We start from the raw sequence: 11,685 nt of genomic DNA on the forward strand, positions 1-11,685 counted from the left end.
AAGGTGGTTCCTACGGCGGCAGCCAAGCAATCGGGCATGAAGCTTCTGAGCGACAAGGACCGCCTCCCCGTGAGCGATGCCTATGTGGCCCGGGTGATCCCCCTGGAGCGCATCTCCGCCCAGGAAGCGGTGGGCTTTCTCCAGCCCATTGTCTCCAAGGACGGCTACATCGCGGCATTTGGCGCCAGCAACATGCTGATGGTGGTTGATTCTGCCCTGAACATCCAGAAACTCACCGGCATTCTCACCCTGGTGGATTCTCCCCAGAAGCGGGAGGGCGCCGAGATCATCTTCCTCAAAAATGCCTCGGCAGACAGCGTTTCCGGCGTGATCCGCGAATGGCTCGGCGGCAAGACAAGCCGGCCGGCCAGCCAGGCGGGACAGGCTACCGCAACATCAAGCGCGGGGGTTCTCATCGTCCCCGACACCCGGCTCAATGCGCTGGTCATTTTCGGCAGCGATCAGGACAAGGACGACATCAAGAAACTGATTGCCATGGTGGACGTGGTCCCGCCGACCACCAGCAGCAAGATCAACGTCTACTATCTGGAGAACGCCGATGCCACCGAGGTGGCAAAGGTGATCGACGGCCTCATCAAGGGCACACCCACCACCCCCGGGCAGCCCGGGATGCCTGCAGCGGCGCCTGTTCAATCCCCCTTCGAGGGTGGAAAGATCTCGGTCACGCCGGACAAGGCTACCAACTCCCTGGTGATCATGGCCTCGCCGGTCGATTACCAGAACATCCTCCAGGTGATCCAGAAGCTCGACAAACGGCGGCGCCAGGTGTTCGTCCAGGCCCTCATCGCCGAAGTCTCCCTCGACAAGCTCAAGGATGTGGGCGTTCAGATCGGCGCGCTGGCCGTGGGCACGCAGGGCGACGCGTCCGGCGGCGCCGTCCTGGACCCGTTCAACTTCCTGAGCGCCACCAGCGGGCCGCAATTTCTCCTGGTAAAAGCACTTGAAGAGCTTGGGAAAAACGTCAGTGTGTCGGCCCAGGTCAAGGCCCTCATCTCCGACGGCGCCATCAATGTACTCTCCACCCCGAACATTCTTACCTCGGACAACAAGGAGGCGGAAATCTTCGTGGGTGAGAACGTTCCGTTCCTCTCCCAGACCAATCTGACGACCGGCGGAATATCCCAGCAATCAATCGAGCGCAAGGATACCGGCATCACGCTCAGGATCACTCCCCAGATCAGCGAAGGGGAGTACGTGAAGCTCGACATCTACCAGGAAATTTCTGCAGTAAAGGAAAACAAGGGACAGGCGAATGACCTCGTCACCACCAAGCGCTCGGCCAAGACCGCCGTCGTGGTCAAGGACAAGGACACGGTGGTGATCGGCGGGTTGATCCAGGATCGGGACACCGAAACCATCAACAAGATCCCGCTCCTGGGCGACATCCCGCTCCTGGGCTGGCTGTTCAAGACCAAATCGACGCGCAGGGAGAAGACCAACCTGATGATCGTCCTTACGCCGCGCATCATTCGGGGAGCCGAGGAGATGAGCGATGTCTCCGGCCAGCAGCGCGACAAGTTCGGCGAAGCGCTCAGGCTCGACGCCCCCTTGGACCTCAAGCGCGACCTCCAACTGAGCAAATGACGGACGCACACGACATGGAACAGATCGCCCGGCGGCTCGGCATCCCCTTCCTGGCCGAGATCGGGGACAATGAGGCTGATGCGGCACTGCTCACGCGGCTCCCCCTGGCCTTTGCCCGGGGCAGGCTCATCCTTCCCCTGCGGGAGCGGGATGGACGGCTCCTGGTCGTTTCCGGCAATCCCGCGGATCTGTCGGCCATCGATGAGGTGCGGGGAGTCTACGGAATGGAGGTGGAACTGGCCGCGGCAACGCCGGATACGGTACTCGGCGCGGTAAACCATCTCTACGCCCGGCTCGGCAGTTCGGCCCAGGAGGTCGTGGAAGAGCTTGAAGGGGAAGACCTTTCGGTCATCGCCACTGAACTGGCCGAGCCCAAGGATCTTCTGGACCTGACCGACGAAGCGCCGGTCATCCGGCTTCTGAACTCGATCCTCTCGGAGGCGGTGAAGGAGCGGGCCAGCGACATCCACATCGAACCCTACGAGCGGGAACTGGAGGTCCGTTTCAGGATCGACGGCATCCTCTACCGCAAGCTCGCCCCTCCCAAGGTGGTGCAGGAAGCTCTGGTCTCCCGCGTAAAGATTATGGCCGGACTGAACATCGCCGAAAAGCGCCTTCCCCAGGATGGCCGCATCAGGGTAATCGTGGCGGGACGGGATGTGGACATCCGCGTCTCCATCATCCCCACCTTCTTCGGCGAACGCGTGGTGCTCCGTCTCCTCGACAAACAGAAGGGGCTCATTTCTCTCGAAAACATCGGGCTGTCCGAAGGGGGCGTCCGGGCCATGGAGCGCCTCCTTGCCCGGACCAGCGGCATCATCCTCGTCACCGGACCAACGGGAAGCGGCAAGTCCACCACTCTCTACGCGGCACTCAACCGGCTCAACTCGCCGGAAAAGAACATCATCACCATCGAAGACCCCATCGAATATCAAGTCAAGGGGATCGGCCAGATTCAGGTCAATCCCAAAATCGAGCTGACCTTTGCCCAGGGCCTGCGCGCCATTCTCCGCCAGGACCCGGACATCGTAATGGTGGGGGAGATCCGCGACGCCGAGACAGCGGAAATCGCCATGCAGGCGTCGCTCACGGGACACCTGGTCCTCTCCACCCTTCACACCAACGACAGCGCCACCGCCATCGCCCGACTCGTGGACATGGGAATCGAACCATTCATGGTGGCATCGTCCCTGTCTGCGGTCCTGGCCCAGCGGCTCGTGCGCCGCATCTGCCCCCACTGCCGCGAATCCTACACGCCGGAACGGGACTACGCCGGCATCACCCTCCCCTCAACCCTCTACCGGGGGCGGGGATGCGATGCATGTTTCGGCCTCGGAACCCTGGGCCGGGTCGGCATCTACGAACTCCTCCCCGTGGACGGGGAGATCTGCTCCATGATCATCCGTCGGGAACCGGCCGGAGCCATCAAGGAATACGCTGTCGGCAAGGGGATGCGGACCCTGCGCGACGACGGCCTGGCCAAGGCCGCAGCGGGCATCACAACCATCGAGGAGGTCCTGCGGGTAACGCAGGAGGAGTATGCCGACCTTCCGGTATAGCGCCTATACGGCCGGGGGACGGGAGACGTCCGGCACCGTCGAGGCTGAGAGCCTGAAGGAGGCGAAGCTCCGCCTGAAGCGGGACGGCCTCTATCCGCGTGACATTGGCCCGGTCTCCGAGACGGCGGGGACCGTCTCCCGACGTTTCGGAGGGAGAAGCGCGGGCCCTGCCCAGGTGGCTCTCATGACCCGTCGGCTCGCAACGCTGGTGGGCTCGCAGGTTCCGATCTACGAGGCAGTGACCACGCTCTGGGAGCAGGAAGATCCCGGCGAGATCAAAAAGGCCCTCGGCCGGATCCGGGAACGCCTGGCCGAGGGTGCCAACCTGGCCAAGGCGCTGTCCCTCGAACCCCGGCTTTTCAGTGAGAGCTACGTGGCAATGGTGGCGGCAGGCGAGGCAAGCGGCGCTCTGGACGCCGTTTTGGAGCGAGTCGCCCTCTTCCTCGAGGAACAGCGGGCCATTCGGAGCAAAATCACCGCCTCGCTGGCCTACCCGACGCTCATGGTCCTGGTGGGAAGCGCGGTAATGCTCTTCCTCCTGGCCTTTGTCATTCCCAAGATCGTCACCATCTTTGAGGACAACCGGGCCGCCCTCCCCCTGATCACCATCGCCCTCATCAAGACGAGCACCTTTCTCCGCTCATTCTGGTGGGCATGCATCGCCGCCGTGGCCGGAGTGGTGCTGCTCTACCGGCGTCTCATGAAGGACGAGGCCTCCCGCCTCCGCCGCGACCGCGTCCTTCTGCGGATCCCGGTGGTGGGAAGTCTCCTGCGCCAACTCATCCTCTCCCGCTTCGCCAAGGTGCTGGGACTTCTCCTTTCCAGCGGTGTACCGGTCATGCGGGCTCTCGAAATCACGGCCCAGGTTGTGGTCAACCGCCACTATCGCGCAGCCCTCACCGGTGTGATAGCCGGACTGGCTGAAGGCGGCACCCTTTCGGGGGCTCTGCGTACCACGGGACTCTTTCCCCCGCTTCTGGTCCACATGGTCGCCGTTGGCGAGAAGGGGGGCGAGCTTGAGGAGATGCTCGGCAAGGCCGGCAGCGCCTTCGAGCGGGAGTTCGAATCGTCAGTATCCGGCCTCATGGCACTCCTGGAGCCACTCCTCGTCCTGGCCATGGGGCTGGCCGTGGGGCTCGTGGTGGTCGCGGTACTGCTCCCCATCTTTGAACTTAATCAACTCATTCGCTGATTTTTTCCAACCGGAGGTAACGGACCATGCACAACACCCTGCGCAATAGACGCGGCTTCACCCTCATCGAAATCATGGTGGTCATCGCTATCCTGGCCCTGCTGGCAGCCCTGGTGGGGCCCCGGATCATCGGTCGCTCCGACGATGCCAAGATTGCCGATGCCAAGGTGCAGATCAAGAACCTGGAGACGGCCCTCAAGCTCTACAAACTCGACACCGGCACCTATCCATCAACGGAACAGGGTCTTATGGCGCTGGTTTCCGCGCCCACAGTGGGAACCATCCCGAAAAACTACCGCTCCGAGGGGTATCTGGAGAGCAAGCAGGTGCCCAAGGATCCTTGGGGTAACGATTTCGTCTACCTGTCTCCCGGCGAGCACGGCGACTACGATCTCTACTCCTTCGGCGCCGACGGTGTGAAGGGGGGCGAAGGGAAGAATGCCGACATCGAGAGCTGGAACCTGCAATAACCACGGGTTCACCCTGATGGAGCTGGTGGTGGTGATAGCCATCCTGGCTCTGGCGGCGGCGCTGGTCCTTCCACGGCTCACGCCCGGCGACACGGCGCATCTTCACCGGGCAGCCCGCGAGTTCGCCGCCACCTTGCGGTTCATCCAGGATCGGGCCATCACAGCAAAGACCGCCTACCGCATGAAGCTGGTGCCCGGCGAAAGCGCCATCGCCATCGCAACGATCCTGCCGGACGGCACGGAAGGAGAGCCGGACGATCCGATCCTGCGGCGGCGCCTCCTGCCCGAGGGAATCAGCATAGCCAGCATCTTCACCCCCCGGGTCGGCAAGCGTACTGCAGGCGAGGTGGTGGTCACCGTCGGTACGGCAGGGTTTGAAGAGTTCTCCGTTTTCCATCTCAAGGCCGAGGGAAGCGACGCCGTTATGACGGTCATGGCCTATCCGTCCTCCGGCAAGGTAAAAGTCGCGGAAGGGTACCGGGAGGATCCCCTGTGAGAACCATTGGCGCACGGGGGTTTACCCTGCTCGAAGTAATGATTGCCGTTGCCATCATTGCGGGGGTGGTGTTCACGGTGATCGGAGTGGTCAACAACCATCTGGCGGTCGCCAGCCGCGATCGGGATGAAGGGGTGGCCGTTCTGCTGGGCCGCCAGATGCTCGACGATCTCGACACCAGACAGGACATTCCCGAAAAGAGCAACGGCACCTTTGCGCCGGTTCGACCGGACTATGCATGGGTAATGACATCCACGGCAACGCAGGTTCCGGGATTCCGGAAGGTGACCGTGGCCATCTCGTGGGATAATGCACGGAGGACGGTGAGCCTTGTTCGCTACGTGGCGAAATAGCCCCGGCGGCCAACGGGGGTTCACCCTCCTGGAAACCCTGGTGGTAATGCTGCTGCTGGCAGTGGTGGCCGGAGCCCTCTACTCCAGCTACTTCACCGTGGTCCGAGCCAAGGAACGCACCGACGAGGGAGCCGAGGAGCGCCGGGAATTGCGCGGCACCCTGGATCTCCTCCGGCGCGAAATCGACGGTGCCTTTTTCAGGGGAAACGACATGCGGCTGCGGTTCGTGGTGGAGGACCGGGACATCTTCGGGAAGCCCGCATCGAGCCTGGAGTTTGCGGCCGTAGCTCCGCCCCGGGCCGGCGACCTTCCAGCGTCCGACCTGGAGAAAATTCGTTATGCGGTAAAGGAGACAGACGGCACGCTCTCTCTCACCCGCGAGTCAACTGAACTCTTCGGGAGCGTGAAACCGATGCCTTATCCGCAGATGGAGGCAATCGAAGGGTTTCTCGTGGAGTGCTACGATGCCGGCAAATGGGTGAAGACCTGGAACACGGAGCTGGTCCCCCGTCTTCCGGAGCGGGTCAGGATAACCATCCGGGTCCGGCAGGGCGACCAGACGGTGGAATTCACTACCCTTGCCCGGCCCAGGGGGCGGCAGTCGTGAGGCGATCGGAGTCCGAACGGGGCTTCGCCCTCATCCTGACCCTCGTGGTGACTGCCCTCCTCATCGCAGTGACCACCGAGTTCATCCACGGAGTTTATGTGGACACGTCGCTCCACCGCAACTTCGTGAACCTGCAGCAGGCAAGCCTCATGGCCGAGGGAGGGGTAACCGGCGGGATTTCGCTGCTGCGAAACCTTCGCACCTCCGCCAATGACCAGGGGCTGCAGCAACTCCTTGCCGATCCCGTCCGATTTGAAGATGAAAAGGGACGGGTGGGCATCACCATCGAGGAAGAGGACGGCAAGCTCAACCTGAATGCCGTCACCCTTCCCAACGGTGACGAACATGTGTTTTACGGCCCTGCGGAACGCCGGCTGCTGACCGTTCTCAAGCTGCCGCTAGCGCTTCACGACTCGCTGGCCGATTGGCTGGACGCCAATGACGAGCCGCGGCCCGACGGCGGAGAATCTGCCTATTACCAGTCGCTGAGCGCCCCCTATGCCCCCCGCAACGCCCCCTTTGCCACCTTTGGCGAACTGGGGCTCGTCCGGGGAGTGGACCCCGCCGTCCTGGAGCGGCTCCGGCCCTTTGCCACGGTCTTTGTCGACGGGGGGGCCATCAACGTGAACACCGCTCCCCTGCAGGTGCTCATGGCACTTGACGAGGGCATCAGCGAGGGAATCGCCCGGGACATCATGCAACGGCGCCGCATAAAGCCATTCAAAAACGTTGGGGAATTATCCGAGATTCCCGGCATGGAGACAATCGCCGGGAAGCTGTCCGGCTTTGCCGGCGTTCGGGGAAGCACCTATCGTCTCGTTTCCCGGGCAGCAGTGGGCGACGTGACCAGGCTTGTGGAAGCAGTGGTGAACCTTGACGGAACCCAGCCCCGCTATCTCTACTGGAGAGAGTACTGATGACTTATCTGATTCTCGAATGGACCGGCACGGACCTGGTGGCAAGCCGCTTCTTCACCCGGGCGGGTGAACTGGTGTTCCAGGAGCGCGAAAGCCGCCCTGCCGCTTCGGAGGCCGATCTGGCCGCAGCGCTCCGGGAACTTGCCCCTTCCGACGACGACTGCCGGCCGGTACTCGCCATCCCGCTGGGCCGGCTCTTCAGCCGGGAGATCGATCTGCCGATCCAGGAACGGGCCAAGCTCCGCCTGCTCCTTCCCCTGGAGCTGAAGGGAGAGACCGCCCTGGAGAATGAGGATCTGGTCTTCGACGGGCTGCCCCTGGCCGCCGAGGGAAAGGTGCTGGCGCTCTGGGCGCGCAAGCGGGAGATTGCCCACCTTGTCCAGGCATGCACCGAGGCGGGAATAGACCCCGAGGTGGTCACAACCGCCCCCATCCACTGGGAGGAGCTTCTCTCTCCCGACGAAGCCGAAGCGGCCCTGGCCGTCACCGACGGTACGGCACTGGCGGTGTACGGGAACGGCAAGCCCCTCTTCTTCAGGGCTCTTGGCAGTGACGAGGGGGAACTATCCCGCACCCTGGCGGCGCTGGAAATGGCCAGGCAGGTACGGATTGAACGGCTCTTCTGGCACGGCTCTCCCGTGGGCAACGCGCCTGCGGAAGCAGAGGGAGTACCCATGCTGGCGCTGCCCGTAACCGACAGCCTGGCAGCCGCCTTTGGCGGGGATGAGGCGGCCGCGCGGGAAAATGCCGGCGCATGGGCGCTGGCACGTGCGCTCCAGACCGGGCGGATCGGCACCTTTCGCGCAGGCGAACTCGCCTGGACCAGGGGGCGTGAGCAACTCAAGCGCCGGCTCCGCATCCCCGCGATCCTGACAGTGCTTCTGCTGCTGCTCCTTGCCGCCGACGCCGGTATCCGTTACACCATGGTGAAGCGGGACCTGACATCGGTGAACGCGTCCATTGCCGCCCTCTATCGGGAGGTTTTCCCCGGACGGAAGAAGAGCGTTGACGAACTGGGCGAACTGAAGGCGGAGATCCGCAGGCTCGGCGCGGCAGGCGCAGGGAGCCACATCCTGGATACCCTGCGGGGATTGGCAAAGGCCAAGGGCGACGACGTGACCGGCCTTTTCGAGGTGGAGATCGACGGCACGGCAGTGCGCCTCAAGGGAGATGCCCGCTCCACCCAGGCGGTCAGCCAGTACCGCGACCGGCTCGCCAGCGTCCTGGCCGACGCCGAGGTGGGCCAGATCACGGCAAAACCGGACGGGTCCGTCACGTTCTCCCTCAGGGGCACCATCAGCGAGGTGGCGAAATGAGTGCGCTTAACAGAATCCGCGACACATGGAACGACATGGATCGCCCCACCCGCCTGCGCTGGGGGTACGGACTCGTGGCCATCCTCGCCCTTGCCGTGGCCTTTTCCTTCGCGTACGACCGGATCGGCCTTCTGGAGGACAAGCGGCAGCGGCGCGAAGCCGACCTGGTGGAAATGCTCCGCCTGAAGGGGCGCTACCAGGAGGCGCGCAGCACATCCATGCGCCTTGCCAACAGGCTGGCCGCGGTCCGCGCAGACGATTCGCCCGCAAAGCTCGTGGAAGAAACCGGTATCCGCGGCAAATCGCTTCGCATCACCCCGCTCAAAACCGAACAGAAGAACGGTTTTACCGAGGAAGCAGCCGACATCAAAATTGACGGGCTCACGGCAAATGAAGCCGTCAATCTCCTCCACCGCATCGAGAAGGGCCAACGCCCCGCCATTATCAGGAAAGCACTGCTGCGCACCCGCTTCGACGATCCGTCAAAGCTCGACCTGACTCTTACCGTGGCACTGCTGCGCGGCGCACCCCAGGGGGCGCGATGACCGCACGTCGCTGGCTCGCCTGGGGCGCCTGCATCATCGCCGGCCTGCTCCTCATCCTGACCTTCACCCTTCTTCTGGTCCCCTCGCGGGAACTGGAACAATTGACCGTCCGCTGGTTTGCCCGGCAGGGGTACGACTTCAGCGCGGCCGACTTCGGCAAGGCGTTTCCGCTGGGCATTGCCGCCCGGGGTGTTACCATAGCCGACAACCGGGGGCCGCTCCTGCGGTTGGACACTGTCCGGGCGCGACTCGAGCTCCTGCCGCTTTTGGCGGGAAAAGTCTCCGTTGACGTGGACGGCTCGGTCGGCGCGGGGCAGTTCGACGGCACCTTCCGGCTCCGGGACGGCACGGGGGTTTTCTCCGCACGTGACGTTCGCCTGGAGGACATCCCCTTCTTCCGGACCGCCACCGACGCCGATATCAAAGGAGTGCTGACAGCTGACGCCACCCTTGCCGGCACGGGGCGATCCTGGGGGGGCGACGTGAAACTGGCGGTGAAGGGAGCGCACATCCGCGGAGCAACGATCAGCGGTATTCCTCTGCCGGACGCCGTGTACGAGACGGTGCGGGGCATGGTCAGGGTAGCCGGCGGCCGGGCAACCATCGACAGTTTCTCCCTCCAGGGAGAGGACGTCTACGTCCGCCTGAGCGGCACCATACCCCTCATGGCTCCCATGGGGAACTCGCCCCTGAATCTGTCCCTGGAGCTGATGCCCCGGCCCGCGTTCCTGGACCGGCAGAAGCTCGTCTTCACCCTTCTGGCAAAATACCTGGTAACGCCGGGTCACTACCGGCTGCCGATCCGGGGAACCCTCTCAAAGCCTCTTCTTCAGTAACGCCCTGTCTCCGTCCACACTCCCACGGATCATTCGTTCCGCGCCAGCGCCAGCAGCCCTTGCACCCGTTCAACCACCGGCGGGTGGGAATAGTGAAATGCTGCGTAGAGGGGGTGCGGATGGAGATTGGAGAGATTTTCCCGGGAAAGTTTAACCAGCGCCGTAGCGAGCGATGCGGGATCTTCGCAGAGCTCCACTGCGAATCGGTCGGCCTCCCGCTCCTGCCGGCGCGACACCCAGCCAAACAGGGGCGTGAGCGGGAAAAGCGCCAGGGTGCCGATGAAGCCGACGATCACGAGCCGGGCCGGAAACGTCGCCTCCGTCATCCCCAGAAGCCCGGGCAGCCCCTCCCATGATGTGACCCGCCACGCCAGCCAGGCAGCGGCAAGGGCGCCTGCCTGACCGGCAATAAGCCGCCGGCGGACGTGCCCCAGCTTCCAGTGGCCGATCTCATGGGCCAGGACCGCCAGAACCTCCGCGTGGGTCATCTGGTTCAGCAGCGTATCGTACAGCACGATGCGCTTCACCCGGCCGATGCCGGTAAAGTAGGCATTGGAGTGGCGGCTGCGCCGGGATGCATCCACCTGCATAACCCGGCTCACCCTGAGTCCGGCCCGCTCGGCCATGGCACGGATCTCTTCTTCCAGCCCTTCGGTCTTCACCGGCTCGTAGCGGTTGAACAGCGGCTCGATGACATACGGTGAGAGATACATGAGAAACAGGGTCAGAAACGCGAGAAAGCCCCAGACCCAGAGCCACCAGTGCAGGGGACTCCATGCGACCAGGGCGAAAGCGCCGGAAATCATGAGCGTGGCAAGCGTCATTGAAATACACGTCGATTTAAGCAGGTCGGACCACCAGAGCCTCGGCGTTATGGTGGTAAAGCCGTACCGGCGCTCAATGACGAATGTTTCATAGAGTCCGAAGGGGATTGCGATGGCGCTCTGAACGAGGGAAAGAAGCAGAAAAAAGACGACGCCCGCCAGGATGAACGAGGTGGTCAGCGAGGCAACCCAGCGGTCGAAGAGCGGGAGGATTCCTGCGAAGAGAAATCCGACAAGAAGGCCGCTGTCGACCAACGATTCCACAATCCCCAGGCGACTCCGGTCGAGGGTATAGGCAGTTGCAGTGCGCAGGCTCCCCTCATCCACCGCTCCGGCGAAACCATCGGGGACCGTTGTTCCATGGCGCCTGAGATGTTTGAGGTTCATGATGCGGAGCAGATGCTCGAAGGCGAGGACCGCGAGGTACCAGGCGAGGATCGTCACAGTCATGGGGAAGGATACCTCAGGTGACAGCGGTTGTCGAGAATTGGGCCTGACACGGAAAAGGGGAGGAACCGTGGCCCCTCCCCCTGCATGCGCCGAGTGATCCGCCGTGTCAGTGCGAAACCGTCCCGTCTTCCACAATCGCGTCATACCTGTAGCCGCCGCCGAAGTCCTTGTCCTTCCTGAGCGTCCCGGTGATGGTGACCACTTCGCCCACGGCCGGGAGGTCCTGGGTCGTCACGGTCAGATCATGGCTTCCCTTCGAGCTGTCGCCGGAGCCGTCCTGAAGATGCAGCCAGTTCTTGCCCATGATGCCGGCCGACACCTTGGTCACCTTGGCCCGGACAGTGATCGTCTTGCCGTCAAGCTTCTCCCTGTTGCCATGAAGCTCGGCAACAGTGAAACCATTGGCCCCTGCTGCCTTTTCTACGGCAATCTTCTCTGCGGGAGTGACCACCCCCCCCGTGCTTCCGGCCGAGTTCTTCCCCGTGGTGCTTGCGGCCTGGGTCGCCATGCCCTCG

The 11,685-nt window shown here is 63.4% G+C and carries 12 protein-coding genes and 1 pseudogene; 11 read left to right on the forward strand and 2 right to left on the reverse strand.

Features of this window, described 5'->3' with window-relative positions; translation table 11 throughout:
- The 11 genes from gspD to gspN all read left to right on the forward strand — a co-directional run.
- A partial coding sequence (gene gspD, locus AC6CDK_RS16620; RefSeq protein ID WP_496639923.1) for a type II secretion system secretin GspD occupies positions 1-1,605 on the forward strand: 1,605 nt, incomplete at its 5' end.
- Between the two features lie 14 nt (positions 1,606-1,619).
- A complete protein-coding gene (gene gspE, locus AC6CDK_RS16625; RefSeq protein WP_082021185.1) occupies positions 1,620-3,164 on the forward strand; it encodes a type II secretion system ATPase GspE in 1,545 nt (514 codons plus the stop codon).
- Positions 3,145-4,356: a type II secretion system inner membrane protein GspF gene (gspF, locus tag AC6CDK_RS16630; protein ID WP_039647873.1), complete on the forward strand. Its 1,212-nt coding sequence runs from the start codon at positions 3,145-3,147 to the stop codon at positions 4,354-4,356. Before gspE ends, gspF begins: the two co-directional genes overlap by 20 nt.
- Before the next feature lie 26 nt (positions 4,357-4,382).
- Positions 4,383-4,826, forward strand: coding sequence for a type II secretion system major pseudopilin GspG (gene gspG / locus AC6CDK_RS16635; protein ID WP_039647872.1), 444 nt, complete (start codon positions 4,383-4,385; stop codon positions 4,824-4,826).
- On the forward strand, positions 4,795-5,322 hold the full coding sequence (locus tag AC6CDK_RS16640; RefSeq protein ID WP_192904975.1) for a prepilin-type N-terminal cleavage/methylation domain-containing protein: 528 nt from the start codon (positions 4,795-4,797) through the stop codon (positions 5,320-5,322). Before gspG ends, AC6CDK_RS16640 begins: the two co-directional genes overlap by 32 nt.
- Complete coding sequence (locus AC6CDK_RS16645; protein ID WP_039647870.1) at positions 5,319-5,675, forward strand: type IV pilus modification PilV family protein; 357 nt, start codon at positions 5,319-5,321, stop codon at positions 5,673-5,675. The genes AC6CDK_RS16640 and AC6CDK_RS16645 overlap by 4 nt, the downstream gene beginning before the upstream one ends.
- A complete protein-coding gene (locus AC6CDK_RS16650; protein ID WP_039647869.1) occupies positions 5,653-6,282 on the forward strand; it encodes a type II secretion system protein GspJ in 630 nt (209 codons plus the stop codon). The genes AC6CDK_RS16645 and AC6CDK_RS16650 overlap by 23 nt, the downstream gene beginning before the upstream one ends.
- Complete coding sequence (gspK, locus tag AC6CDK_RS16655) at positions 6,279-7,199, forward strand: type II secretion system minor pseudopilin GspK (RefSeq protein ID WP_039647868.1); 921 nt, start codon at positions 6,279-6,281, stop codon at positions 7,197-7,199. The genes AC6CDK_RS16650 and gspK overlap by 4 nt, the downstream gene beginning before the upstream one ends.
- Positions 7,199-8,515, forward strand: coding sequence for a type II secretion system protein GspL (gene gspL / locus AC6CDK_RS16660; RefSeq protein ID WP_066356818.1), 1,317 nt, complete (start codon positions 7,199-7,201; stop codon positions 8,513-8,515). Before gspK ends, gspL begins: the two co-directional genes overlap by 1 nt.
- Positions 8,512-9,060 (forward strand): hypothetical protein, encoded by a 549-nt coding sequence (locus AC6CDK_RS16665; protein ID WP_039647866.1) that lies wholly within the window; start codon positions 8,512-8,514, stop codon positions 9,058-9,060. The genes gspL and AC6CDK_RS16665 overlap by 4 nt, the downstream gene beginning before the upstream one ends.
- Entirely contained in the window at positions 9,057-9,896 is an 840-nt protein-coding gene (gene gspN, locus AC6CDK_RS16670; RefSeq protein ID WP_192904976.1) for a type II secretion system protein GspN, read from the forward strand. Before AC6CDK_RS16665 ends, gspN begins: the two co-directional genes overlap by 4 nt.
- Before the next feature lie 29 nt (positions 9,897-9,925).
- Here the strand turns inward: gspN and AC6CDK_RS16675 are convergent, their stop codons facing one another.
- Together AC6CDK_RS16675 and AC6CDK_RS16680 are read right to left on the reverse strand one after the other, a co-directional pair.
- Positions 9,926-11,170 carry a M48 family metallopeptidase gene (locus AC6CDK_RS16675; protein ID WP_192904977.1) on the reverse strand — a complete coding sequence of 415 codons (1,245 nt, stop codon included), beginning with the start codon at positions 11,168-11,170 and terminating at the stop codon, positions 9,926-9,928.
- A gap of 106 nt (positions 11,171-11,276) precedes the next feature.
- Positions 11,277-11,685, reverse strand: a pseudogene (locus AC6CDK_RS16680) (DNA-binding protein); the annotation flags it as partial.

The sequence above is a fragment of the Geobacter sp. PheSNFMC genome (genome assembly GCF_059620965.1).